This window comes from Cellulomonas sp. ES6 (assembly GCF_030053835.1).
Classification (GTDB): domain Bacteria; phylum Actinomycetota; class Actinomycetes; order Actinomycetales; family Cellulomonadaceae; genus Cellulomonas.
Genome location: NZ_CP125655.1, coordinates 2,757,335 through 2,782,164 on the forward strand (window position 1 = coordinate 2,757,335; position 24,830 = coordinate 2,782,164).

27 protein-coding genes are annotated in these 24,830 nt (G+C 71.2%); 15 read left to right on the forward strand and 12 right to left on the reverse strand.

The window, feature by feature from the left end; genetic code table 11:
- Positions 1-92: 92 nt before the first annotated feature.
- Complete coding sequence (locus P9841_RS12775; RefSeq protein WP_283319048.1) at positions 93-314, reverse strand: hypothetical protein; 222 nt, start codon at positions 312-314, stop codon at positions 93-95.
- A gap of 217 nt (positions 315-531) precedes the next feature.
- Here P9841_RS12775 and P9841_RS12780 point away from each other — a divergent pair, with 217 nt between their 5' ends.
- Positions 532-1,755: a YibE/F family protein gene (locus tag P9841_RS12780; protein ID WP_255596436.1), complete on the forward strand. Its 1,224-nt coding sequence runs from the start codon at positions 532-534 to the stop codon at positions 1,753-1,755.
- A 43-nt stretch (positions 1,756-1,798) separates the two neighbouring features.
- Here the strand turns inward: P9841_RS12780 and P9841_RS12785 are convergent, their stop codons facing one another.
- Positions 1,799-2,587 carry a prolipoprotein diacylglyceryl transferase gene (locus P9841_RS12785; protein ID WP_168631505.1) on the reverse strand — a complete coding sequence of 263 codons (789 nt, stop codon included), beginning with the start codon at positions 2,585-2,587 and terminating at the stop codon, positions 1,799-1,801.
- 191 nt (positions 2,588-2,778) lie between these two features.
- Here P9841_RS12785 and P9841_RS12790 point away from each other — a divergent pair, with 191 nt between their 5' ends.
- The 8 genes from P9841_RS12790 (at position 2,779) to P9841_RS12825 (ending at position 7,920) form a co-directional block, all read left to right on the forward strand.
- Positions 2,779-3,510 carry a response regulator gene (locus P9841_RS12790; protein ID WP_168631530.1) on the forward strand — a complete coding sequence of 244 codons (732 nt, stop codon included), beginning with the start codon at positions 2,779-2,781 and terminating at the stop codon, positions 3,508-3,510.
- Positions 3,507-4,640: a sensor histidine kinase gene (locus tag P9841_RS12795; RefSeq protein WP_168631504.1), complete on the forward strand. Its 1,134-nt coding sequence runs from the start codon at positions 3,507-3,509 to the stop codon at positions 4,638-4,640. The genes P9841_RS12790 and P9841_RS12795 overlap by 4 nt, the downstream gene beginning before the upstream one ends.
- 79 nt (positions 4,641-4,719) lie before the next feature.
- Complete coding sequence (locus P9841_RS12800; RefSeq protein WP_203767597.1) at positions 4,720-5,034, forward strand: glutaredoxin; 315 nt, start codon at positions 4,720-4,722, stop codon at positions 5,032-5,034.
- Positions 5,034-6,005 carry a cytochrome c biogenesis CcdA family protein gene (locus P9841_RS12805; protein ID WP_283319049.1) on the forward strand — a complete coding sequence of 324 codons (972 nt, stop codon included), beginning with the start codon at positions 5,034-5,036 and terminating at the stop codon, positions 6,003-6,005. The genes P9841_RS12800 and P9841_RS12805 overlap by 1 nt, the downstream gene beginning before the upstream one ends.
- Entirely contained in the window at positions 6,002-6,628 is a 627-nt protein-coding gene (locus P9841_RS12810) for a peroxiredoxin family protein (protein WP_283319050.1), read from the forward strand. Before P9841_RS12805 ends, P9841_RS12810 begins: the two co-directional genes overlap by 4 nt.
- Before the next feature lie 25 nt (positions 6,629-6,653).
- Complete coding sequence (locus P9841_RS12815) at positions 6,654-6,791, forward strand: hypothetical protein (RefSeq protein WP_283319051.1); 138 nt, start codon at positions 6,654-6,656, stop codon at positions 6,789-6,791.
- 44 nt (positions 6,792-6,835) lie between these two features.
- Positions 6,836-7,453, forward strand: coding sequence for a DUF305 domain-containing protein (locus P9841_RS12820; RefSeq protein ID WP_283319052.1), 618 nt, complete (start codon positions 6,836-6,838; stop codon positions 7,451-7,453).
- A gap of 176 nt (positions 7,454-7,629) precedes the next feature.
- The gene (locus P9841_RS12825; RefSeq protein WP_283319053.1) at positions 7,630-7,920 is read left to right on the forward strand and encodes a DUF2933 domain-containing protein; all 291 of its coding nucleotides are present in this window, start codon (positions 7,630-7,632) and stop codon (positions 7,918-7,920) included.
- Positions 7,921-8,025: 105 nt separating this feature from the next.
- Here P9841_RS12825 and P9841_RS12830 read toward each other — a convergent pair whose 3' ends face one another.
- Positions 8,026-9,036, reverse strand: coding sequence for a M15 family metallopeptidase (locus P9841_RS12830; protein ID WP_283319054.1), 1,011 nt, complete (start codon positions 9,034-9,036; stop codon positions 8,026-8,028).
- A 607-nt stretch (positions 9,037-9,643) separates the two neighbouring features.
- On the opposite strand from P9841_RS12830, the gene P9841_RS12835 reads away from it, so the two are divergent.
- Positions 9,644-12,349, forward strand: coding sequence for a heavy metal translocating P-type ATPase (locus tag P9841_RS12835; protein ID WP_283319055.1), 2,706 nt, complete (start codon positions 9,644-9,646; stop codon positions 12,347-12,349).
- A gap of 85 nt (positions 12,350-12,434) precedes the next feature.
- Positions 12,435-14,063: an apolipoprotein N-acyltransferase gene (lnt, locus tag P9841_RS12840; RefSeq protein WP_283319056.1), complete on the forward strand. Its 1,629-nt coding sequence runs from the start codon at positions 12,435-12,437 to the stop codon at positions 14,061-14,063.
- Here the strand turns inward: lnt and P9841_RS12845 are convergent.
- The 6 genes from P9841_RS12845 to P9841_RS12870 all read right to left on the reverse strand — a co-directional run bounded on the left by P9841_RS12845 (position 14,053) and on the right by P9841_RS12870 (position 19,293).
- Positions 14,053-14,793, reverse strand: a complete 741-nt coding sequence (locus P9841_RS12845; protein ID WP_283319057.1) for a F510_1955 family glycosylhydrolase — start codon at positions 14,791-14,793, stop codon at positions 14,053-14,055. The genes lnt and P9841_RS12845 overlap by 11 nt on opposite strands.
- Before the next feature lie 175 nt (positions 14,794-14,968).
- Complete coding sequence (locus P9841_RS12850; RefSeq protein ID WP_283319058.1) at positions 14,969-15,739, reverse strand: cytochrome c biogenesis CcdA family protein; 771 nt, start codon at positions 15,737-15,739, stop codon at positions 14,969-14,971.
- A complete protein-coding gene (locus tag P9841_RS12855; protein WP_283319059.1) occupies positions 15,736-16,386 on the reverse strand; it encodes a TlpA family protein disulfide reductase in 651 nt (216 codons plus the stop codon). The genes P9841_RS12850 and P9841_RS12855 overlap by 4 nt, the downstream gene beginning before the upstream one ends.
- Complete coding sequence (lspA, locus tag P9841_RS12860; RefSeq protein ID WP_283319060.1) at positions 16,383-16,931, reverse strand: signal peptidase II; 549 nt, start codon at positions 16,929-16,931, stop codon at positions 16,383-16,385. The genes P9841_RS12855 and lspA overlap by 4 nt, the downstream gene beginning before the upstream one ends.
- Positions 16,928-18,895 (reverse strand): heavy metal translocating P-type ATPase, encoded by a 1,968-nt coding sequence (locus tag P9841_RS12865; RefSeq protein WP_283319061.1) that lies wholly within the window; start codon positions 18,893-18,895, stop codon positions 16,928-16,930. Before P9841_RS12865 ends, lspA begins: the two co-directional genes overlap by 4 nt.
- The gene (locus P9841_RS12870) at positions 18,892-19,293 is read right to left on the reverse strand and encodes an ArsR/SmtB family transcription factor (protein WP_283319062.1); all 402 of its coding nucleotides are present in this window, start codon (positions 19,291-19,293) and stop codon (positions 18,892-18,894) included. Before P9841_RS12870 ends, P9841_RS12865 begins: the two co-directional genes overlap by 4 nt.
- A 58-nt stretch (positions 19,294-19,351) precedes the next feature.
- Between P9841_RS12870 and P9841_RS12875 the strand changes: the two genes are divergently transcribed.
- Genes P9841_RS12875 through P9841_RS12885 form a run of 3 tightly spaced genes read left to right on the forward strand, consistent with a single transcriptional unit; the run spans position 19,352 to position 21,242 of the window.
- Complete coding sequence (locus tag P9841_RS12875; RefSeq protein ID WP_283319063.1) at positions 19,352-19,969, forward strand: class I SAM-dependent methyltransferase; 618 nt, start codon at positions 19,352-19,354, stop codon at positions 19,967-19,969.
- Positions 19,966-20,586 (forward strand): methyltransferase family protein, encoded by a 621-nt coding sequence (locus P9841_RS12880; RefSeq protein WP_283319064.1) that lies wholly within the window; start codon positions 19,966-19,968, stop codon positions 20,584-20,586. The genes P9841_RS12875 and P9841_RS12880 overlap by 4 nt, the downstream gene beginning before the upstream one ends.
- 59 nt (positions 20,587-20,645) lie before the next feature.
- The gene (locus P9841_RS12885) at positions 20,646-21,242 is read left to right on the forward strand and encodes a cadmium resistance transporter (RefSeq protein ID WP_283321948.1); all 597 of its coding nucleotides are present in this window, start codon (positions 20,646-20,648) and stop codon (positions 21,240-21,242) included.
- Between the two features lie 306 nt (positions 21,243-21,548).
- Here P9841_RS12885 and P9841_RS12890 read toward each other — a convergent pair whose 3' ends face one another.
- Positions 21,549-21,968 (reverse strand): heavy metal-responsive transcriptional regulator, encoded by a 420-nt coding sequence (locus P9841_RS12890; protein ID WP_283319065.1) that lies wholly within the window; start codon positions 21,966-21,968, stop codon positions 21,549-21,551.
- A 96-nt stretch (positions 21,969-22,064) separates the two neighbouring features.
- On the opposite strand from P9841_RS12890, the gene merA reads away from it, so the two are divergent.
- Positions 22,065-23,432, forward strand: a complete 1,368-nt coding sequence (merA, locus tag P9841_RS12895) for a mercury(II) reductase (protein ID WP_283319066.1) — start codon at positions 22,065-22,067, stop codon at positions 23,430-23,432.
- Between the two features lie 266 nt (positions 23,433-23,698).
- On the opposite strand, the gene P9841_RS12900 is transcribed toward merA, so the two are convergent.
- A complete protein-coding gene (locus tag P9841_RS12900; protein ID WP_048695616.1) occupies positions 23,699-24,301 on the reverse strand; it encodes a cadmium resistance transporter in 603 nt (200 codons plus the stop codon).
- Positions 24,298-24,657 carry a Cd(II)/Pb(II)-sensing metalloregulatory transcriptional regulator CmtR gene (gene cmtR, locus P9841_RS12905; protein ID WP_006590980.1) on the reverse strand — a complete coding sequence of 120 codons (360 nt, stop codon included), beginning with the start codon at positions 24,655-24,657 and terminating at the stop codon, positions 24,298-24,300. Before cmtR ends, P9841_RS12900 begins: the two co-directional genes overlap by 4 nt.
- Positions 24,658-24,830 lie beyond the last annotated feature (173 nt).

Sequence of the window (24,830 nt, forward strand, 5' to 3'; positions counted from 1 at the left end):
CGCGGCCGCGGCGAACCCGGCGGGCGCGAACCTGCGCTGGCGAGTGCGCCGGGCGCCAGATGCTGCCCTGCAGGTGGGCTCTCGAGCGACCATCACCATCGGTTCACCGGGGCATTCGAGGCGGCTGCGTCGAGATCCGCCCGCAGGCGCCGGTACAGGTCGATGTCGATCTCACTCGAAGCCAGCCACTCATCGAGCGCGGCACGCGGCGTGCTCGCAGCGCGGGACGGGAACAACCGCGAGACAGCCCACACCGCCAACGCGACGACCGCGACCCACACGCAGCCCATGACGACCCATCCGAGGGCACTCATCTGGCACCACCACATCCCCCCGCGCTCCTCACCGGTCGACTCCTGCTCCGCATGCCCTCAAGCCTCTCGGCGCGCGGTCAAGTCTTCGCGGTCGCGGCATGAAGGTCTGATCAAGATGGCCGGTTCCGGGACCAACGGCACGGCCGGTGACCGGGTGCGGCTCCCTACCGTGTGCCCGCCGCCGGGCGCCTGACCCGGGGCTGGATGGGGTCAAGTTGTGAGTCGCCCTCGGAACCGGCTGACGGTCGTCGTCAGCGCCGTGCTCATCCCGCTGCTGGTGCTGGCCGTGGCAGCCATGGCCGCGACCTGGCCCGGTGAACGACGCCAGACCGCGCGGGTCATCGAGCCCGTCGAGGTGCAGTACCCGACGGCCGTGGTCACCGGGACCGCCCAGGAGAGCTGCCAGGGGACCGTCGAGGACCAGCGACCGGACGGCAGCATCCCGGAGACGGTCACCTGCCTGCGCGTCAGTGCCGACGTGACCAGCGGCCCGCAGGCCGGACGGAGCATTCAGATCTGGGCCACCGCCACGTTGACCCCGGACGACGTGGGCGCGGGCACCCGCATCGTGGTGGAGTGGTATCCCGCGACCCAGACCGACGACGAGGTGTGGGCGTGGCACGACTTCCAGCGCAGCCTGCCGCTCGGTGCGCTCCTGGCTCTCTTCGCGATCTCCATCGTGCTCGTCGCCGGCTACCGAGGAGCCAGGGCGCTGCTGGGCCTCATCGCCGCGTTCGCCGTGATCGGCGTCTACGTCCTGCCAGCGCTGCTCGCCGGCGAGAACGCGGTCGTCGTGGCGCTGGCGGCCTCGACCGTCATCATGACCGCCGTGCTGTACCTGGCGCACGGGCTCTCGCTGCGCACCTCCACCGCGCTGATCGGGACGCTGGCCGGCCTGGCCCTGACCACAGGGCTCGGCGCCCTCGGGGCGCGATGGGCGCACCTGTCCGGGGTGACCAGCGAGGACGACTACCGGCTGGCGCAGCTACTCGGCGACGTCGGCGCTGTCTCCCTGCGAAGCCTGTTCCTCGCCGGGCTCGTCCTCGCAGGCCTCGGCGTGCTCAACGACGTCACCATCACGCAGGCCTCGGCGGTCTGGGAGCTGCGCGCCGCGTCCCCGCACGCCACGCGGCTCGAGCTGTTCCGCGGCGGGATGCGGATCGGGCGCGACCACATCGCCTCCACGGTCTACACCATCGCGTTCGCGTACACCGGCGCATCGCTGCCGGTCCTGCTGCTGCTGCTCATCTACCAGCTGCCGCTGCTCTCGACCCTGACCAGCGGGCAGTTCGCCGCCGAGATCGTGCGCACCGCGGTGTCCTCCGTCGGGCTCGTCCTGGCGATCCCGCTCACGACGGCCATCGCCGTCGTGGTCGTGACAGCGACCGGCGCAACCGTTCCCCGACACAGCCTCAGCCACGGCCACAGCCACGCGATGTGAGAGCGGTGGGGCGGCTCAGCGCACCGGGGCTTCCGCTGCGCTACTAGCGCACGACCGCAGGCGCCGCGTCGTCGCTGTCGTCGCTCGACTCGATCGGCCGCGGCGGGTTCGAGCGGCGCGAGAGCAGCACGATCACGGCGCCCGCTGCCACGCTGAGCACCGACCACAGCTGCGGCTGCGTGAGCCCTGCGACCACGGGGGTGTTGACCCGCAGGTACTCCACGGCGAACCGGGACAGACCGCTGAGCACCAGGTACCCCCCGAACAACCCGGCACCCGGGAGCCATCGGCGAGCCGACCACAGCACCCCGGCGATCACGAAGGCGGCGATCGTCTCGTACAGCGGGGTCGGGTGGACGGGCACGGTGCTGGGAACCGCGCCGTGCGGGAAGGCCATCGCCCAGGGCAGGTCGCTCGGCCTGCCGTAGGTTCCGTCACCGGCGAGGAAGCAACCCAGACGACCCACGCCGTACGCGACCGTGAGCGGGATCGCCGCCGCCCCCGCGACCTGCCCGAGCGGCAGACGGTGCCGGCGGATCACGACGAGCGCGGACGCCACGCCGGCGATGAGCCCCCCGTACCAGGTGAACCCCATGCCGCCCAGATGGTGCCAGCTCAGGTCGTCGACGTTCTCCAGCAGGAAGTAGACCTTCGCGCCCACGAACCCCCAGATCGTGGCCCAGAACACCAGGGAGTGCGCGCTGTCACGCTTGAGCCCCAACCGGGTGAACCCCCGTCCCAGCAGATAGGCGGCGATCAGCGCGGCCGCGGCCTTGCTCACGCCGTAGGTCTGGATGTCGAGGCCGAAGATGCTGAACAGGACGGGGCGCACGTCGGGTCTTCCTGTCGTCGGGATTCGCCGACAGGGGAGCCGGCCCGGCCACGGTCTCGCGGTCAGGTTGAGAGCACCCCGCGAAGTCGGTTGACGTTGGATCAAGCAGGCCGTGACCGGCTCGAACGTTCGATCAAGGTTCGATGAAGCCACCGACCGGTGCGACGCTCTCGCTCGAAGCCGGCGACACAATGGCCCGCATGAACCCTCCTGTCGCCCTGCGTGCCGTGGTCGTCGATGACGAGAAGCCGCTCGCCGCCGTGATCGGCGGCTACCTCGAGCGCGAGGGCTTCGAGGTCACGCTCTGCCATGACGGGACCGAGGCCGTCGCCCTGCTGCGCGAGGTTGACCCGGACGTCGTGGTCCTCGACCTCGGGCTCCCGGGCCTGGACGGTATCGAGGTGTGCAGGCAGCTGCGGACCTTCTCCGACTGCTACGTCGTCATGCTGACCGCGCGTAGCGAGGAGGTCGACACCCTCATTGGTCTGTCGGTCGGCGCCGACGACTACATGAGCAAGCCGTTCAGCCCGCGCGAGCTGGTCGCGCGGATCCGCGTTATGCTGCGCCGACCCCGGCACCCGGCACCACCCGCACCGGACGCCGTGCCCGCCTCGGACGCGCGCGTCATCTCGATCGGGGGACTGCGGCTGAACCTCGATGCCCGCGAGGTCGACGTCGACGGCGAACGCGCCCTTCTCACCCGCCTGGAGTTCGACGTGCTCGCGGCCCTCGCCTCACGTCCGGGCATCGTGTTCTCGCGACCTGCCCTGATCCGTGCGGTCTGGGGTGAAGGCTGGGTCGGCGACGAGCACCTGGTCGACGTCCACGTCCTGCACGTGCGCCGCAAGCTCGGGGACACCGCACAGGAACAGCGGTTCGTGCGCACCGTGCGCGGTGTCGGCTACAGGATGGGCCCCGGATGAACACCCGCGACGCGATCGGCCCCGGCACTCTCGGCCGTCGCCTCTTGGTCTCGATCGCCCTGGTGCTCCTCGCTGCCGCGGTCACCGCCTGGATCGTGGCGACCCTCGTCGGGCCCGCGCTGTTCCACGAGCACCTGCTGCAAGCGGGCGTCCAGGACCACGAGCTCGCCGACCTGCACATCGAGGAGGCGTTCCAGTCAGCCAGCACCATCGCCCTCGCCCTGGCGATCGTGGTCGCCGGCGTGACCGCGCTGGCGGTCAGTGTGCTGCTCACCCGCCGCATCGGACGCTCCGTGGCGCAGATGTCCCGCGCCGCCGCGCAGATTGGTGCCGGACGCTTCGACGCGCGCGTCCCGCTGCCCGGGATCGGCACCGAGTTCGACACGCTGGCCGCCGCGTTCAACACCATGGCCGCGCACCTAGAGGATGACGCGCGACTGCGCGAACGGCTGATCGCCGACGTCGCGCACGAGCTGCGGACCCCGGCGGCGACCATCGCCGCGTACATCGAGGCGATCGAGGACGGGGTGCGCGTGCTCGACACCGAGACCGTCGCCGTCCTGCACGACCAGGCTCAACGGCTCAACCGCCTGGCGCGCGACCTCGCGGCGGTGACCCGCGCCGAGAGCGGCGAGCTGGACCTGCAGCTGGCCGACGTCCCGGCCTCCGACCTCCTTGACGCCGCGGCGCTGGCCGGACGCGAACGCGCCGACACCGCCGGCGTGAGCATCGAGGTGCAGGCAGCCCCCGGCGCCGGGACGGTCCGGGTCGACCGGGTCCGGCTCGCCCAGGTCCTCGACAACCTGGTCGTCAACGCGGTGCGGCACACACCAGCCGGCGGGACGATCACCTTGCGCGCCGCACCGAGCGCGCCGGACACCGTCGAGCTGACGGTCGCCGACACCGGAGAGGGGATCCCCGCCGAACACCTGGAGCACGTCTTCGAGCGGTTCTACCGGGTGGACAGCGCGCGCGATCGCGGCCGCGGTGGATCCGGCGTCGGTCTGGCGATCTGCCGCGCGCTGGTGCACGCCCACCACGGCTCGATCCGCGCCACATCCGACGGCACCGGCCACGGCTCGACGTTCATCGTCCGGCTTCCCGCCGCACCCCGGAACACCACCCCCTAGTGAGCAGCACCCTCGAGGCTTCATCGGAAATCAATGCACCCCTGACCGCCGCGCAAGAACCGCACGGCACCGTTGAGGCATGCTCGAGTTCTCCGGGGCCTGCCCAGGTGCGCCCACCCCGCGTGTCACGGTGGTCCGTTCACCCGCGTGCCACCTGTGCGACGCCGCGCTGCAGACCCTCGGGCGGCTGCGCGAGGTCGTCCCCCTGGACCTCGAGGTCCTCGAGATCAATTCCGAGGAGGGTGCGCGGCTCGTCGCTCAGCACCGGCCTGCGATGAGCCCGCTCGTCCTCCTCGACGGCGCGTTCGTGAGCTCGGGCAAGCTGCGTTCTGGCCGCCTGCTGGACCTGCTGCGCGAGCGCGGCAGCGACGTCCACCTCGCGGCGGTGCGCTGATGGGGTCCCAGCTGCTGACCACGGGCAGCGTCCTGGCCGCGTTCTTCGCCGGCGGCGTCGCCCTGTTCGCTCCCTGCTGCATCGTGTTCCTGGCGCCCAGCTACCTCGCCGGGGCGGTGAAGAACCGTCGCTGGCGCCTGCTGCCCCTGACCTTCGTGTTCGCGGCCGGGCTGGCCACGGTGCTGCTGCCCATCACCCTCGGCGTCAGCATGGTCGCCGGGGCGATCGCCAAGTACCACGCACCCCTGTACTACGCCGGCGGGGCCCTCATGCTCGCCCTGGCCGCCCTAGCCCTGTCGGGGCGGATGTGGTCGCTGCCGAGCGCGTTGCGCACCCCGGACACGCGCCGCGGCGACACCGGCAGCTTCTACGCGCTCGGGGTGTTCTCCGGCATCGCGTCCAGCTGCTGCGCGCCGGTCCTCGCCGGGGTGATGACGCTGTCGGCCCTGTCCGGGTCGCCGGCCGGCGGGCTGCTCCTGGGGCTGGCGTACGTGTTCGGGATGGTGTTCCCGCTGTTCGTCATGGCGTTGATCTGGGACAAGGCCCGCCTGCGCGACCGGCGGTGGATGAGCCCCAAGCTCGTGCGTGTGCGTCTGGCCGGATGGACCCTCGTCACGAACTCGCTGAACATCGCCGTCGCGGTCGGGTTCACCGTCATGGGAGTCGCCGTCATCCTGCTCGCCGGCAGCCCCGACATGACCCGGGGGACCGAGGCGCAGGCGGCGATCGGCCGGGGCCTGACCACGGTGTTCTCCCGGTTCGAGGACTGGAGCTCACCCATTCCCGAGCCGGTCCTCGGACTCGGGCTGGTGGCACTGGCCGCGCTGTTCGTCTGGGGCACCCTGTCCGAGCGGCGACGCTCCAGGACCACGAGCTCGCCCGCGGCCGAGAACACCCCCGAGGACACCCACGAGCCGCACGCCGCGGGCGAGAACAGCTGCCACGGCGACCACGAAGGAGCCGCACGATGACGTCCGCCAAGGTTGCCCGGGAACGACGGGCCGTCGCACTCGCGCAGGTCCGCGAGGACCAGCGCCGGCACGACCGGCGCCGCAAGCTCGTCATGACCGGCGCGTCGGCGCTGATCGTCGTCCTGATGGTCGCGGTGGTGACCGCAGCCCTGCTCAGCGCACGTGAGACGACCTCCAGCGACCTCGGGCCGGCACCGGACTTCACGCTGCAGGCCAGCGACGGGTCGAGTGTCACCCTCTCGGAGTTCCGCGGTTCGCCGGTCGTCCTGTACTTCAACGAGGGCGCCGGCTGCGGGTCCTGCCTGCAGCAGATGGGAGAGATCGAGAAGGACCCCGCCTTCGCGGAGGCTGGCATCACGGTGCTGCCCATCGTGATGAACACCGCCGAGCAGATCAGCGCCGACATGGACACCTACGGCGTCACCACCCCGTTCCTGCTGGACGACGGGACCGTCTCCGAGGAGTACGGGACGCTCGGCACCGGCATGCACGAGGGGCTGCCCGGACACAGCTTCGTCCTGGTCGACGCCGACGGCGAACGCGCGTGGTCCGGCAACTACCCGTCCATGTGGCTCGCGCCCCAGGACCTGCTCAAGGAAGTCCAGGCCCGGCTGCCTGGCTGACCACCCACCGACCACAGGAGACCTCATGAGCGACAGCTGCTGCCAGTCCAGCCCCGCCGAGACGACCGCACCGACCCACGAGTGCTGCGGGGGGACCCGCTGCAGCGGCGCCACCGCCGACGAGCACACCACGCCCAACAGCACGACCACGCCCGTCGCCTGACCCCCGGCACGCGACGAGCCCTCAGCCGACCGAGGAGCACCCTCATGTCCCCGAAGATCCCCCGAGCCGTCGCCGCCGTGGCAGCGACCCTCACGCTCGGGCTCCTGCTCAGCGCCTGCTCGACCGGCGAGCAGACCTCGACCGACCAGCAGAGCCCCTCCGGCGCGACCAGCAAGGCGGCAACGTCCGTCGAGCACAACGACGCCGACGTGGAGTTCGCCCAGATGATGATCCTGCACCACCAGGGCGCACTCGACATGGCCGTGCTCGCCGAGGGCCGCGCCCAGAGCGAACCGGTGCAGGACCTCGCCGCGCGGATCCAGTTCGCCCAGCAGCCCGAGATCGACCTCATGACCTCCTGGCTGCAGACCTGGGGCGAGCAGCCGGCCGAGGCCGACGACTCCATGGGTGGCATGGACCACTCCGGTGAGCACACCGGCATGGCCGACGACGGCCAGATGCAGCAGCTCCAAGACGCCGGCGCCGACTTCGACCGGATGTTCCTGGAGATGATGATCGACCACCACACCGGCGCGATCACCATGTCCGAGGACTACCGCAACCGCGGCCAGAACGAGGACGCCCTCGAGCTCGCCGACACGATCATCGCCGACCAGACCACCGAGATCGCCGAGATGAAGGCACTGCTCGCGGACATGTGAGCCGCCCCGCGATCGCGGCGCCACCGGTGCACCCCCGTGCCGGTGGCGCCGCTGTCTCTGCGTCCGGGACAGATCCTTGATCGAGCCTTGACCGCACCCGCGGCCTGACCTTCACCCCCGGTGATCACGATGGGGAACGACCCAGTCCCGCACCAGCGAGCGAATCGGAGCACGACGTGATCAAGCACCACCTCAAGCACATGGCGATCGGGGCGGCCCTCGTCCTGGCGCTGCTCCTGGCCTTCGGAGTGGACCTGTCCCGGGCACTGCCCTACGCGCTGCTGCTGGCGTGCCCGCTGGGCATGGTGGCGATGATGTTCTTCATGGGCCGCGGCAACGGGCACGTCCACGGCCCGCACGACGGACCCACCAGCCACGACCACGACCACGACCACGACCACGACCACGAAACCACGCCGCCCGCCGGCGGTGGGCTGACCCGCGAGGACCACGAGCGGATCCCCTGAAGGACGCCCAGCCGGCAGGGAAAACGGCGCCGCGCCACGGTCGCGCGGCGCCGTTCGTCCTGCTCGGCACCTGAGTGACGCGTCCGGCAGTATCCCCGGCTGCGCTCAGCCGACGTACTCCCAGTGCCACGGCTCCGGCTTCGAGCCCGAGGCGCGCGCCCAGCTCGGCAAGGTCCACCCGTACTCGCCGGCGTGCTCGAGCAACCACTCGTGCTCGCTCGTCCCGAACGACGACGCCCCGCCCCCGAAGTCGACCGCGACCCCGGTCCCGTGGTTCGAGGTCCCGGGCGTGGCGCACAGACTGCCCTTGTTCCGCCGGCAGGCGACCTGCGCCGCGTAGGACCGGTAGGAGTCGGTCACCACCAGGTCGCTCGAGAACACCCACTCGAACGCCGCGTTCAGCCCCTCGAGCGCCTCCGTGGCATCACAACGCTGCTGATGGCCGGGCGCGAAGTCCAGCTCACACAAGGCGCTCAGCGGGATCTCGCCGTTGGCGTACTGGTCGAGCGAGGTCCGCTGCGCCTGCTTGCGCGCTGCCGCCTCCTGCTCAGCCACCCGCGCGGCAGCGGCCGCTACCGCGGCCTCCTGCGCCTGCGCGGTCACGACCTGGAGCTCGGCCGTCAACGCCGCGACCCGGTCGGTCCGAGCCAGGAGCAGCGACACGGCTGCGTCCACGCTCGCCCCGGATCCACCATCGGAGCGGACAGGCGCGGCCACCACGGCGTCGGAGGCCTCCGGCAGGGACTGCGACAGGGCGGTCGCCGTTGTGGTGGGCGCGGGTTCTGCCTGCTCACCGGGCGTCGAGATCACTGCATCCAGGGGCCGCACCGGGGAGGGGGCCACAGGTGGCTGAAGCGCCAGGACCGCGGGTTGGGCCGCCTGAGTCACCGTGATAGCGGCCCGCAGGTCGCCGATCGCCTCGTCGAGCTGCCACGTCGCCTCGGCGGGGACCGAGGCCGCAACGGCCGCCGTCTTGACGGCCTGCGCCGCGCGCAGCGTGCCGCTGGCCTCGATCACCGCCGCCTGCCGATCCTCTACGACGCGGGCCGGGGGGAAACCCGGCCCGCCCGGCGCCGAGGCCGCCGGTGTGGGCATGGGCTCGATCGTCCCGGCCACGCCCTGTTGCACCCCACCCAGGGAGGCGGTGGCGAACCCGGCCACGCCGAGCGCGACGGCGGCGGCGACAGCGGCCTTGGCCGCTCCGCGTCGGCGCCGGGCGCGCTCCTGCTCGCGGCGGGCGGAACGCGATACGACGTCCCGCGGTCGGCGGACCCCTGCCGCGGGCGCTCCAGGAGCTGACGACTCCGCCTTCAGTGCGTCGTCGGCAGCATCGCTCGGCAGAGCGTGTCGCCCTCGAGCTGGTGGGCGGTCCGCAGCCTGTGGACGCGTGTCCGGATCGACCTCCGCGGCCGCCGACTGCGGAGCTGCGCGGTGACGCGCCATGCCGGCGTGCCGAGCCGTCACCGGGTGGACCTGCAGGGCGCCGCATCGGGGGGAACTCGCACCGCACCAGCGTCGAAGAGAACTGCCCAAGCCTCGGTTGGCTCTCGGTGAAGATTCGATCAGGGGCACCGGGAGGGCGAGCTCTTGACCCAACCTCAACCCGGGGCTCACCGAATCGCAGGGAGCATCGATCTAGTGTCGACTCATACCCCCAGGGGGTATGGCCGATGCCGGCGGAATGAGCGGCCGGCCGCTACGGGATCTTCCAAGGGGTCAAGCCATGGTCGCGTTGATCGTGATTTTCACAGCCGCCGTTCTGACAGCAGGACTGGGGTGGTACTTCTTCGGGCCGCGCACCAGCAGCCGCGCCGAGCTCCGCGACGGAAGACAGGTCGCCACCATCGTCGTCAAGGGCGGCTACTCACCGGACGTCATCGAGGTCGTCCGCGGAACGCCCGTGCGGTTGCGCTTCGACCGCCAGGAGACCGGCGACTGCTCCTCGCGCCTGGTCCTGCCCGAGTTCAAAGTGAACGCCGCCCTCGCGGCGCACCGTGTCACCGAGATCGACTTCATACCGACCCAGTCCGGTGAGTTCGGCTTCGCCTGCGGGATGAACATGCTGCACGGCACGCTGCGGGTGGTCGACGACCCGACGGACCCCGAGAGCACCCTCGTCGAGCCCGACCACCGCACGGGCCGCAGTTCGGAGCCCGAACACGACCCCCTGGTCCAGGGCGCCATCGACACCGAAGCCCGGGAACGCGCCGCGGAGGTCAAGGACTTGCGCAACCGCGTGCTCGCCGGGACGGCATTGACCACCCCCGTCCTGCTCGCGGTCATGGCGACCACGCTCCTCGGGGCTACCTGGGTGCCGCCGGTCTTGCTCGACCCGCTCGTGCAGCTCCTGCTGATCGCGCCGGTCATGGTGTACACCGGGGCGCCGATCCACCGCACCGGATGGCTCGCGTTGCGCCACCGCGCGGCCGACATGAACTCCCTGATCACCCTGGGCACCATCGCGGCGTTCGGGTTCAGCCTGATCGCGACCTTCACCCCGGGTCTGCTACCCGCGGAGTCCCGGGAGGTCTACTACGAGGCGGTGGGCGTGATCATCACGCTCATCCTGCTCGGGCGGCTCCTGGAGACACGCGCGAAGGCGGGCACCGGCGAGGCGATCCGGGCACTGATCGGGCTCCAGCCGCGCACCGCGCGCGTCGAGCGCGGCGGGACGCAGATCGACGTCGAGATCGAAGACGTGCAGCGCGGCGACGTGGTGATCATCCGCCCCGGCGAGAAGCTGCCCGTCGACGGCGAGGTGCTCGAGGGAGCCTCAGCCGTCGACGAGTCCATGGTCACCGGTGAGCCGATGCCCGTGGCCAAGTCGGTGGGCGACACGGTCATCGGCGCGACGATCAACCAGACCGGTTCCCTGCGCTACGTCGCGACCCGGGTCGGGGCCGAGACGATGCTCGCCCAGATCATCCGCCTGGTCCGTGAGGCACAGGGCTCGAAGGCACCCATCCAGCGCCTGGTGGACAAGGTCTCGAGCTACTTCGTGCCCGCGGTCATGGCGGCAGCCGTGTGGACGTTCGTCGCCTGGTACCTCGTGGGGCCACCGCCGTCCGTGGTCTACGCCCTCGTCGCGGCGGTGTCCGTCTTGATCATCGCCTGCCCGTGCGCCCTCGGGCTCGCGACACCACTGTCGATCACGGTCGGCACGGGCAAGGGCGCCACGAACGGCATCCTCATCCGCTCCGCCGAGGCCCTCGAGACCGCGCACAAGCTGGACACGATCGTCCTGGACAAGACCGGCACCATCACCAACGGCGCGCCCGTGCTGACCGACGTCCTGCCCACTCCCGACTTCCAGGCCGACGAGCTCCTGGCACGTGTGGCCTCCGCAGAACAGGCTTCCGAGCACCCCCTGGCGTCCGCGATCGTTGCGGCAGCTCTCGAGCGTGGACTGCGCCTGAGCCGCCCGCAGCAGTTCGACTCCGTCACAGGCCAGGGAATCATCGCCACGCTCGACGGCTCCCAGGTCCTGGTGGGCAACGAGCGTCTGCTCAGCGGCCACGGGGTGGCCGCGGGTGCGCTGCTTCGCGAAGCCGGCCGGCTCGCCGCGGAAGGCAAGACGGCGATGCTCGTCGCGATCAACCGGATGCCCGCCGGGGTCATCGCCGTCGCGGACACGGTCAAGGACACCTCCGCCCAGGCGGTCGCAGCCCTGACCGCCCGCGGCATCGACGTGGTGATGATGACCGGCGACAACCGCGTCACGGCCGGTGCCATCGCCCGCCAGGTCGGCATCGCACGTGTCGTCGCGGAGGTTCTGCCGGAGCACAAGGCCAGCGAGGTGCGACGCCTCCAGGCCGAGGGGCGAGTGGTCGGCATGGTCGGCGACGGGATCAACGACGCGCCCGCGCTCGCCCAGGCCGACGTCGGATCCGCGATCGGCACCGGCACCGACGTGGCGATCGAGTCCTCCGACATCACCCTGATCTCCGGATCGCTGACGGGACTCGTCACGGCGATCGACCTGTCGCGCGCGACGATGCGAAACATCCGCCAGAACCTGGTGTTCGCGTTCGGGTACAACGCCATCGGCATCCCGATCGCCGCCGGCGTGCTCTACCCCGCGTTCGGACTGCTCCTGAGCCCCATGCTCGCAGCGCTCGCGATGGCGCTGTCGTCGCTGTCCGTCGTCGCGAACGCCAACCGCCTGCGCCGGTTCACCCCGCGCGCCCTGGCCGTCAGCACCACCAGCACACCGCACGCCGAACCAGCCGTCCACGTGACGGCCGAACACGAAGGGCACACCACCATGACCCCCAGCTCCCAGGCACCCGTGGTCGACCCGGTGTGCGGCATGACCGTCGATCCTGCGGAAGCGGCGGCCACCCGGCAGTGGCGGCAGCAGACGTTCTCCTTCTGCTCGACGCAGTGCGCAACCACCTTCGACGGCGAGCCTGCCGCCTACGCATCCTGACCAGCCGCGCCACATGCCCGCAGCGACTGCGCCCGTCCTCCCGTCCCCGGTGCCCCGAGCCCGCGCGCTGCGTCCAGGAGGCTCAGTGCGCTGGCTCGGGGCGGCCGCGGCCGGAGGGCTGATCACCGCGGCGGCCTTCCCTGATCTTGGCTGGTGGCCGGCAGCGCTCGTCGGGGTCGCGCTGCTTGCCGCGCACCGTGAGGTGGAGTCGGTGCGCGCGGTCACCGCAAGGTGGTTCGTCTGGGGCCTGAGCTTCTTCCTCGTCCACGTCTCCTGGGCCCAGCAGGCCGCCGGCGCAGTGGCATGGTTCGCCCTGGCCACTGTCGAGTCGATCCTCGTCGCCGCGGTGGGAGCAGCCTGGGCGGCGGCCAGGCGGGCGCGCTGGGTGACTAGCCGCACGACGGTCCAGGCTGTCGTCTTTGCGTCGGTCTGGGTGGCGGGGGAGCAGCTCCGCGCGGTCTGGCCATTCGGCGGCTTCCCCTGGGGCAGGCTGGCCTTCTCGCAGACCGATGGCCCGCTGCTGGGTCTGGCGTGGCTCGGCGGCGCGCCGTTGGTGTCCTTCGCCGTGGCGCTGATTGCGTACCTGCTGACCGCGACGCTGACAGCCTGGCGCCGGGGCGAGGTCCGCACGGGTGTCTGGCTGACGGCCCTGGCCGCGGCGGCGGTGCTGGTGGGACCGGCCGTGCCGCTGGACACGAGTGCGCAAGCCGGGACGCTGCGAGTCGGTGTCGTCCAGGGGAACGTGCCCGAACCAGGCACGGACGGGGCCGCCCGGGCCTGGCGAGTGCTCACCAACCACGTCGAGGGCACCAAGTCGTTGGCCACGCAGCCCGGAGCGGAGCCTGTCGACCTGGTGATCTGGCCCGAGAACGCCACCGACATCGACCCGCGTCAGGACCCGCGGGCTGCAGCACTGGTGCAAGAGGGGGCCGCGGCGATCAACGCCCCGATCCTGGTCGGCACAGACCGCGACACCCCCGCAGGGCGCTACAACGACATGGTCGTGTGGGATCCCCGGCGGGGGCCCCTGACGTCCTACTCCAAGCAGCAACCGGCTGCGTTCGGCGAGTACGTCCCCCTGCGCGCGTTGGTCCGCGTGTTCTCCCCCGAAGTGGACCGCGTCAGCATCGACATGATCCCTGGGACGAAGCCCGGGGTCCTGTCCGTTCCGGCCCCCCGCCTCCACCGCGACATCCCGGCCGCCACCGCGATCTGCTTCGAGGTCGCCTACGACAACCTCGTGCGTGATGCAGTGGTCCGAGGTGGGCAGTTCATCGCGGTGCCCACCAACAACGCCTCGTTCGGACGCAGCCCCCAGTCGACCCAGCAGCTCGCCATGTCCCGCCTGCGGGCGGTGGAGCACGGGCGCGCCGTCATCCAGGCGTCCACGGTGGGGGTGAGCGCCGTGATCGCTCCCGACGGCACGATGAACCTCCGGACGTCGCTGTTCACCGCGGAGACCCTCACTGCGCAGATCCCCTTACGCACCGCACTGTCACCAGCGGACCGCGCACGGGACGCCCCGGTGGCGGTGGCGACGGTCGCGGCACTGATCGCCGTCGGCTCGGGCGTGGTGACCAGCCGCCGACGCCGACCTCCCGTGCACCCGTCTCGGCCCGGGACTGTGGCTTTGCGACTTTTCTGGCGGTCCTTCTCTAGACCTAGATGGCGGCTCGTCGTCGGTCATCGTCACGGCGTTAGCGTCAGTTCGTGAAGGTCTGCCCACTGTCGAGGGAGCGGAGCAGCGCACCTTGGCTGACGACGAGGATCTCGGCCCGGCCGTCCGGCTGGATGCGTGCGGTGACTGCTTCTGGTGCCTGGCCGACTGTCCCCCTTGAGTCCCAGGTCGCTCCCGCGTCGGTGCTGAGGAAGACGTTGCCGTCGGGTGCGACTCCGGCGACAGTCTGGTCGTCGGCGAAGGAGGTGAGCTGCAGCAGCGGCGCTTCGGGCACCACGTGCCAGGTTCGGCCGCCGTCCGCGGAGCGTGCGGGCCCGGACTGGCTCGTGGCGAGCACGGTGGTCCCGTCGGGCGAGGCTGCGAGGGAGTAGGGGGACACGGGGGGTGACAGGGTCGTCCAGGTCTGTCCGTCGGTGGTGTTCAGGACCGCGGTTCCGTCGAAGCCCGTGACCCCGGCCGCGGAGGCTGTGAGGGTGTGGAAGTCGGTCTGTCCTTCGCGCGAGAGGGTCGACCATGTCTCGCCGGCGTCGGTGGATTCGATCAGTCCGACGGGGTTGGGCATGTCCACGCCGGGCCCGGGGTGCCCTGAGGCGTAGAAGTGGTCGGGGCCGGCCACGGTGAAGCCCATCAGGTCGATGACCGGACCGACCCGGACGGGACCGGTGTCGTCGTAGCGGAACAGGCCATCGTGAGTAGCCAGGTAGACCTTGTCGTCGGCCGGGTTTAACGCGACACCGTGCACATGGTCGCTGGGCAGGCCCTGCACGCTCGGAGGTTGTGCGGCGCTGTCGGATTGCTCCGTAGCGGGGGTGGAGCAGCCGGCCAGGGCCAGCACGACGGCAGCGACAGCGAGGGTGGTAGGGCGCGCTCGGCGCGTCCTCCAGGCAGCGGGCATGGCAGGTGTCCGTTCGTTCGGCGGGTGCTGGCAGCTGGGGTAGAGCTCAGATGACGGTCACGAAGCCTCCGATGAGTCCTTGGAGGCTTTGGGTCCATGCGGTCCACAGCCCGGTCATCAGGGCGACGCCGATCAGGACCAGCATTCCCCCGCCGATCCGCATGATCGCGACGCGGTGGTGACGGAGGAACGTCACCGCGGCGGTGGAGCGGTGCGCGCCTAGGGCGATCAACACGAACGGGATGCCGAGTCCGGCGGCGTAGGCCGCGGCCAGGAGCGCGCCACGTAGGGCGCTGGCCTCGTTCAGGGACAACGACAGGACGGTGGCCAAGGTGGGCCCGATGCAGGGCGCCCATCCGAGGCCGAAGACGATGCCGAGGATGGGTGCGCCGAGCAGTCCCTGGCGGGGGGCGAGGTGGAGGCGCCGTTCGCGTTGTAGGCCGGGGATCCACCCGAGGAACGACAGGCCCATGAGCACGACCAGGGCACCCATGACGGGCATGACGACCGAGAGCCAGGGCCGTATCGCGACGCCGAGGGAGCCGAAGGCGACCCCGAGCAGGACGAAGACCGCGGAGAAGCCCAGGACGAACAGGGCGACGCCGGTCAGTAGGACGGCTCTGGACCGTTGGCCTGTGGAGGCGCCGCTCATTCCGGTGACGAAGGCGAAGTACCCGGGCAGCAGCGGGATGACGCAGGGTGAGGCGAACGAGACGACTCCGGCGATGGTCGCCACGGGGACCGCCAAGAGCATCGGCCCGGAGAAGGCGGTCTCCTGGAACGTGCTGGCCAGGTCCTGCCAGAACCCACCGCTCACGGCGTCTCGGCCAGTGCTGTGTCGATCAGCTCGCGCAGGGTGGTGGGGTCCAGGCGCCCGATGATGCGTCCCATTACCCGGGCTTGCCGGTCCAGCACCACGGTCGTCGGGACGGCCTCGACCGGCACCCGTCCCTGGAGCGCGGCGATCGCGGTCCCGTCGGCGTCGTGGATGCTGGGGTAGGGGATCTGGAAGTTGCGTTCGAACGGCTGCGCAGCGCCGGCGTCGTCGGTCCCGTTGATCCCGATGAAGTGGACTCCTTCGTCGGCGTAGTCCGTGGCGGCGGCGACAAGGTCGGGCGCCTCGGCCCGGCACGGTGGGCAGGCCGCGTACCAGGTGTTGATCACCACGACGTCACCAGCCCATGCACCGGTGTCCACGTCGGCGCCCGCGAAGTCCGTGCCGACCAGGCGCACGGGCTCCCCGCGATCCGCGGCATCCCACATCGCCACCGTGCCATCCCCGGAGACGTACCCGGCCTCGGTGCCGTCCTCCGTCCACCCCCCCGTCACCGCCGACGTGCAGCCGGCAAGGGAGATCGCGGCGATCGTCCCGAAGAGCAGGCCCCGGACCGCCGTGCGGCGGGCCCTGCCGGGGGTGGGGCGCACCGTGTGTCGCCGACCCGCCGGCACCTCCTCGACTCTCATGTTGACCACTCTTCTTGGGAGCGTTCCGCTGTACTGGGCTCACGATCGTCGGGCGCACGGCGGCGGAGTGCGGTCAGCAGCAGCAGGGCGGCGCCGGTGACGATGGCGGTGTCGGCGAGGTTGAAGGTCGGGAACCACCCGCTGTGCAGGTAGTCCGTGACGACGCCGTCCCCGGCCCGGTCCACGAGGTTCGCGACGGCACCGCCCAGGACCAGGGCGAAGGCGGCCAGTCGCCCTCGCGTGGGGGCGGCGGCGGTCCGCCAGGCGACCACGGCGACCGCGGCCGTGACGAGGGCGGTGACGGTGAGCACGAGCCAGGTCGGGGCGCCGGCCCCGACGGAGAAGGCGACCCCAGGGTTGTAGGCCAGCCGCAGATCGACCGGGCCGGCCGGGACGACACGGTCGCCCTGCAGCGCTGTCACCGCCCACGCCTTGGCGCTCAGGTCGACGGCGGCGACCAGCGCGGCACCCAGGCCTGCTGCGACGCGGCGCCCCGCCGGGGCCCCCGCACCGGTCTGGCGTGCGCTTGTCGTCGTCGCGGTCATCGGGCGACCGGTGCCGGACGCTCGAGGGCCACGGGCGACCCGGTCGCGGTGGCGTGCGGGAGGGGGCGGGTGCGCCCGGCGCGGACACCGTTGGCGATCACGACGACCTCGGCGACCTCGTGGACGAGCACCACCGCGGCCAGCCCCAGGGCCCCGGTCAGGGCCAGGGGCATGAGCACGACGATGATCGCCAGGGACAGGCCGACGTTCTGCAGCATGATGCGCCGGGCCCTGCGGGCGTGGGTGAACGCCTGGGGTAGGTGGCGCAGGTCCTCGCCCATCAGCGCGACGTCGGCGGTCTCGATCGCGACGTCGGTGCCCATGGCGCCCATCGCGATGCCCAGGTCCGCGGTCGCCAGGGCGGGGGCGTCGTTGACGCCGTCGCCGACCATGGCGGTGCGGCGCTGGGTCCGCAGCTGGGCGACCAGTGCGGCCTTGTCCTCCGGGCGCAGATCGGCGTGCACCTGGTCGATGCCAACCTCCCGGGCCAGGGCGGTGGCGGTCAGGGTGTTGTCGCCGGTGAGCATGGCGACGTGGTAGCCGTCGCGGCGCAGCTGGGCCACGACCCGCGCTGCCTCGGGCCGCAGCTCGTCGCGCACCGCCACCGCGCCGAGCAGCTGCCCGTCCTCCTCGATCAAGACGGCGGTGGCACCGGCCTGCTGCATCCGCTCCACCTCGTCGGCCAGGACGCCGGACTGCACCCAGCCGGGACGGCCGAGCCGGACCGGTCGACCCTCGAAGGTGCCGGTCAGGCCGGCGCCGGGCACGGCTTCGACGTCGGTCGCCGGGGTGAGCGCCGGCACGGCGGCCAGGATCGCGCGCGCCAGGGGGTGCTCGCTGCGGGCCTCGAGGGCCGCAGCGACCTCCAGCACGCGGTCCTCGGTGTGTCCGGGGGCCGCGACGACGGCCACCACGGCGGGCGCGTTGCGGGTGAGGGTCCCGGTCTTGTCCAGCGCGACCCCGCGGATCGCGCCGAGGGCCTCGAGCGCCGCACCGCCCTTGATCAGCACGCCTTGCTTGGATGCGGCGCCGACGGCGGCGACGACGGACACCGGCACGGAGATCGCCAGGGCGCACGGTGAGGCCGCGACCAGGACGACCAGCGCCCGTTCGATCCACGTGCCGGGGTCGCCCAGGAGGCTGCCGGCGACGGCGATGAGGGTGGCGGCGATCATCACGCCGGGCACCAGCGGCTTGGCGATGCGGTCGGCGAGCCGCTGGGCCTGACCCTTGCGGGACTGCTCGGCCTCGACGATGCGCACGATCCGCGCCAGGGAGTTGTCCTCGGCCGTGGTGGTGACCTCCACCTCCAGCGCACCGGAGCCGTTGATCGACCCGGCGTACACCGTCTGCCCGGGCCCGGCCTCCACCGGCACGGACTCACCGGTGATGGCCGAGACGTCCAGCGCGGTCCGGCCCGTGCGGATCAGCCCGTCGGTGGCGACCCGCTCACCGGGCTTGACCAGCATCACGTCCCCGATCCGCAGCTCCCCGGGGGACACGCTCGTCTGCGAGCCGTCGCGCAGCACGGTGGCCTGCGCCGGCACCAGGCTCAGCAGCGCCCGAAGGCCGCGTCGGGTGCGGGCCAGGGAGTACTCCTCCAGGCCCTCGCTGATCGAGAACAAGAACGCCAACGCGGCCGCCTCCGCGACCTCGCCCAGCAGGACCGCGCCGATCGCGGCGATCGTCATCAGCGTCCCGACGCCGATCTTGCCCTTGCCCAGCCGGCGCAGCGTGCTCGGCACGAAGGTCCACGCCCCGACCAGCAGGGCGGCCCAGTTCAAGGCGAGGGCGACCGTGGGCTGCTCCACGGACCCCACGATCAGGGCTGCCAGGAGCAGGACGCCGGCGACCGCGGCGAAGCGCAGCTCGCTGACCTCCCACAGCCGCTCGGCCTCGTGCTCCTCGGCCTCCTTGCCCGCGGGGGTGGTCTCGTCGTCGCTGCAGCCGCACGCGTCGCTCATCGTGCCCTCTCCTTCGTTGCCGGGGTCGAGTCGTGCTCGTCGACCGGCAGGGTTGCGTAGGTGGGGCACAGCGCGACGGCGTTCCCTGTGGCTGCCAGCAGCCCCTCGGCCGCGGCCAGCAGGTCCATCAGCTCCGGGCGCGTCAGGTGGTACACCGACGCGCGGCCCTGCGGGCGGAAGTCGACCAGGCCGCACTCGCGCAGGCAGGCGAGGTGGTTGGAGACCGTTGACTGGCCAAGCCCGAGCGCGGCGCACAGGTCCACCACCCGCGCCTCGCCCAGAGCCAGCCGGCGCACCAGCGCCAACCGGGTCGGGTCGCTCAGGCCCCGGAACAGCGCCACGGCAGGCGCCAACGCCGCGCGCCCCGCGACATCAGTACTTGCGGCAATCATCTGCATGTGCTGATGATACAACGTCGCGCTGATCGATGTCGTGGGAGGAGGGTGTGCGGTGCTGATGAACCGGGCAGAGACGCTGCTGATGAACAACCCGGCCCGGGCCTGGCTGCAGCGAGCCTACGAGGTTCCCCTCCTTCAGCGGCTCGGCGCCGGGCTCGATGGGGCCGACGTGGTCGAGATCGGGTGCGGGCGCGGGGTCGGGACCGAGCTGCTCCTGCGGCGGATGGGTGCCGCACACGTGACCGCGCTGGACCTGGCCCCGGCGATGGTGCAGCGCGCCCAGCGTCGCCTGGCCCGGTACGCGACCCGGGTCGACGTCCAGCTCGACGACGCGTGCGAGCTCCCGCTCGCCGACGCCGCTGTCGACGCGGTGGTCGACTTCGGGGTCATCCACCACGTGCCGGCCTGGCGCGACGCGGTCGCCGAGGTCGCGCGGGTGCTGCGCCCGGGCGGCCAGTTCGTCTTCGAGGAGGTGACCCGCCACGCACTGCAGCGGTGGTCCTACCGCACCTTCCTCGAGCACCCCGAGCACGACCGGTTCAGCGCCGAGGGGTTCCTCGCCGAGCTCGCACGGATCGGTTTCACGCTGCCGCGACCGGCCGTCACGCGGTTCTTCGGCGACTTCGTCACCGGCGTCGCGGTCAAACCGTCGACCGCGGGGCCTGGGCCGCGGTGAGCAGCTACGCCATCGTCGCCCTGGCCCTGTTCGCCACGTGGGCTCTGCTCGCCGGGGTCGGGCGCATGGCCCTGCAGCGCCGGCGCACCGGGGACAGCGGATTCCGCTTCGCCGCCGCCACCGTGGGCAGCCGGCAGTGGTGGGCCAACCGGATCAGCGCCGCCGGGTCGGTCCTCGTCGGCGTCGCCGCACCGGTCGCCGACCTCCTCGGCCTTGGCCAGGTCGCCCCCGCCCTGAGCGCCCCGTCCCTGCGGAGCGCAGCGGCCGTCGTGGCCGCCGCAGGCGTCGTGGCCACCTACCTGGCCCAGCTCGCCATGGGCACCGCCTGGCGGATCGGTGTCGATCCGACCGAACGCACCGACCTGGTCACCTCGGGGCCGTTCGCACTCGTGCGCAACCCCATCTTCACCGCAGCGCTCATCGCCTTCAACGGGCTCGCCCTCACCACCGCGAACGTCGTGGCCCTGTCCGGCCTGGTCGTGGTCTTCACGGGCATCCAGATGCAGGTCCGCGCCGTCGAGGAACCCCACCTGCTCGCCGCGCACGGGCAGGCCTATGCGCACTACGCCGCCCGCGTGGGGCGGTTCCTCCCCTGGATCGGACGCCTGCGCCCCTAGCGGCCGCTGACAAGACCGACCTCTGCGCTGCTCCACCCCAGTAAACGAAAGGCGTGTCCATGGACCTGGCAGTTGCCGCCCTCCAAGCGGTCGGGTTGTTCCTGGTGACCAACATCGACGACATCATCGTCTTGTCGCTGTTCTTCGCCCGCGGCGCCGGCGCTCCAGGCACCACCACCAAGATCATTGCCGGGCAGTACATCGGCTTCGGCGGCATCCTCATCGCGTCCGTCCTCGTCGCGATCGGCGCCAGCGCCTTCCTGCCTGAGGACGCGATCCCCTACTTCGGGCTCATCCCTCTGCTTCTCGGCCTCCACGCCGCCTGGCAGGCCTGGCGCAACCGGGGCGACGACGATGACGACGACCCCGGCAAGGCCGTCGCCGTCTGGACCGTCGCCGCCGTCACCTTCGCCAACGGCGGGGACAACATCGGCGTCTACGTCCCCGTCTTCCTCACCGTCGGCCCCGCCGCGATCGCGGCCTACGCGGTCGTGTTCCTCGCACTTGTCGCGGTCCTCGTCCTCGCCGCCCGCTACGTCGCAACTCGACGCCCCATCGCCGAGGTCCTCGAGCGCTGGGAACACGTGCTGTTCCCGCTGGTCCTTATCGGCCTGGGCATCGTCATCCTCGTCGAAGGCGGCGCCTTCGGGCTCTAGCCCTTCCGGCTTGCGCGCTGGTCGATCTCCGCCCAGAGTCGACGATCAACGCCGGCGCGGTTTCCGGGAGCGCGGACCGCCACAACCCTCGATCTTCTGGCAGCCCACGACCGCGGCGGTCCTCGACGCCCTTGTCCCGGCGCGATGGGAGACCGGCGCCAAAGTGAGTACCTCGACCGACACCGCCCGAACCCATCCCGGAACGGCGGGGCCGGGCCCGTACGTCCGCTGCCATGCCACGCGCTGGGGCAGCGCACCGGATGCGGGCCAGGGGCGGCTGAGAGGGTCGGGCCTGACCTGCTCGGGTCAGGAGCTCGGCGCTCCTCCATCGGAGAGCGGGATGACGTGACACACCTGCGACGGGTGGCACTGGGCAGGGTCCAAGGTGGTCGCGCGGTGGCCCAGTCGCCGCACCTGTGCGAGGAGAGCGGTCAGCTCGGCGATCCGTCGCTCGAGACTGCCGGCGTGCTGCTCCAGCAGGTCGACGACGTGCTGACAGGGCGGCCCGCTGTTCTCCCGGGCAGAGACGACGTCGGTGATCTGCCGGAGTGTCAGGCCCGCCGCCTGCGCTGCCCTGACGAACGCGAGCCGCTCGATGGCGCCGTGGTCGTACTGCCGATAACCCGACGCTTGCCGCGCAGGCGCAGGCAGCACTCCGGCCTTTTCGTAGAACCGGATGGCCTTGGTCGTCACGCCGCTCGCTGCGGCCAGCTGACCGATACGCATCTGCTGACCCTACGCCTTGACCTTCCCGCGCAGTGGAACGTCTACCGTCGGCCCCCTTAGAAGGTGGGCACGGTCGGTGACGCGCTAGGAGCACCCGTGGACGAGTACGACCTGATCGTGATCGGCACCGGAGGCGCAGCGATGGCCGCCGGGATCGAGGCCCGCTCCCGCGCGGCAAGCGTCCTGCTCGTCGAGCACAACGCCCTCGGCGGAACCTGCCTGAACATCGGCTGCGTGCCGAGCAAGAACCTGCTGGCCGCAGCAGACCAGCGCCACCGCGCCGCGGTGAACCGTTTCCGCGGCGTGGCAACGAGCACCGGTGGGGTCGTCATGGACGCGCTGCTCGCGCAGAAGCAAGCTCTCATCGACCATCTTCGCGAGGTCAAGTACGCCGAGGTAGCGGCCGCCCACGGCCTCCGCGTCGTCTACGGGCACGCCCGGTTCCTCGACGCGCACACCGTGCAGGTCGACGACCACCAACTACGGGCCCGGGCCTACGTCGTGGCCACCGGGGCCGCGCCGCACGTCCCCGACCTGCCTGGCATGGCCGACGTCGACTACCTCACCTCCACCACCGCAATGGAGCAGCGAGACCTGCCCGCATCCATGGTCGTGGTCGGCGGCGGGTACGTCGGGCTGGAGCAGGCCCAGCTGTGGGCGCACCTGGGCGTAGAGGTCACCCTCGTCGGGCGCTTCGCCCCGCACACAGAGCCCGAGGTTGCTGACGTACTCCGCGACGTGTTCAACGACGAAGGCATCACGGTGGTCGAGGAGCGCGCGGTCACGGTCGCGCGCACCGAGAACGGGGTCGTGGTCACCACGACAGCCGGCACCCGAGCGCAGGGTCAGCGGCTCCTGGTCGCGACCGGCCGCTTCGCCGACACACGCAACCTGGGCCTGGACGCCGCAGATGTGCAGACCGACGAGCGCGGGTTCATCGTCGTCGACCAGAACCAACGCACCACCAACCCGCGGGTGTTCGCCGCCGGTGACGTCGCCGGCGGACCGCAGTACGTCTACGTGGCCGCGCAGACCGGACACGTCGCCGCCGCCGGCGCCCTGGGCGAGCCATCCACGGTGGACTACCGCGGCCTGCCCGGTGTCACCTTCACCACCCCTCAGATCGCCAGCGCGGGACTCACCGAGCATCGCGCCACGGAGCTGGGGCACTCCTGCGAATGTCGGGTCCTAAGCGCCCAAGACATTCCCCGAGCACTGGTCAACCAGGATCCCCGCGGAACCCTCAAGCTCGTCATCGACGCGAAGACCCGCGAAGTCCTCGGGGTCCACGCCGCCCTGGACGGAGCCGGCGACGTGATGCTAGCCGCGACGTACGCGATCAAGTTCGGCCTTACCGTCGACGACCTCGCCGACACCTGGGCGCCCTACCTCACCATGAGCGAGGCACTGCGCATCGCCGCCGGGCTGTTTCGCTCGAACCTGCCCACCAGCTGCTGCGCCTGACGTCCGGCGACGCAAGGAGGTTCAAGAGCGTGGACAGCGCCTTGCGTCGCCGGCTCCTCGGCGGATCCCGCATACGAACGTTTCCGGTACACCCGCCAGAGCTCAGTGGCGCGGGCTGTGGCTTCGTTCGCTTGGTGGCGGGGTTTTTGCAGCGCTCCGTGGCGGTCTTGTTGCCGCGATCACGCAGGACTGGCTGCAGGTAGGTGTCGCGGTCTGAACCGAGAGGGGTGCGCCCGGTCGGGGCCCTTTGGATCGCTGCCGCTACGTCAGAGTCCGAAGGCTCCGCCGCTGACGAGGATCACGATGCCGAGGCCGATGAGAACGATGGGGAAGAGGATGTGCTCCCAGCGTTCGAGCACTTCGGCGATCGGGGGGCGGGTGGCGACGAACTTTGCCAGGGCCACCAGGACCGCGACGAGCGCGAGGAAGATGATGCAGTAGGCGACTACTGCGAGAGGTTCCACGCTGAGGAAGACAGGGGTGTAGACGCCGATGTTGTCGCCGCCGTTGGCAAGGGTGACGCCTGCGACTGTCCACACGCCGACCTTCTTGCCGGCAACCTTGACCTCGTCGTCATCGTCGTCATCGTCTCCGCGCCAGGCCTGCCATGCGGCCCAGAGGCCGAGGCCCAGAGGGATGAGACCGAAGTACGGGATGGCTGCCGAGGGCAGGAATGCTCCGGCACCGATAGTCACCAGGACCGCGGCACCGAGGATGCCGGCGAATCCGAGGTACTGGCCGGCCAGAATGCGGGCGGTAGTGCCGCGCTGGCCTGCCCCTCGCGCGAAGAAGAGGGAGAGCACGATGATGTCGTCGATGTTGGTCGCTGCGAACAGGCCCATCGCCTGCAAGACCGAGGTGAGGATCATGCGCCCTCCCCAGCTGCGTCGCATCCGGGAAGCGAGCAGGCGGGATCGATGCACGGGGCGTCTTCGTCCACTGCCAGGGTGGCATCGACCAGTGCCGTCAGCGCCTGCGCCAGGTGCGAATCGGCGATCTCATATCGTGTCCGACGACCCTCGGGCTCGGAGACGACGATCCCGCAATCGCGCAGGCATGCCAGGTGGTTGGACACGTTCGGGCGTGTCAGGTCCAGATCTCGGGCCAGTTCCGCCGGGTAAGCGGGATGGTCGAGCAGGGTCAAGATGATCCGGGATCGAGTGGGGTCGGCCAGTGCACGACCCAGGCGGTTCATCACGTCGAGACGCGAAGCAATAGTCAGCATGGACTGAACTATACAGCGCGCACTGAACACTCGGTCACAGGCGTCAGCCCAGATCGCATGCCCGTAAGGGGAACCCTCACCGGACACCACCGCTACTTATCGAGAGGAACGTGTGGGTTGCGCCGTTATGTGGCGGGGTTCTATCAGAGCTGTGTGGCGGCCGGATCAACTGA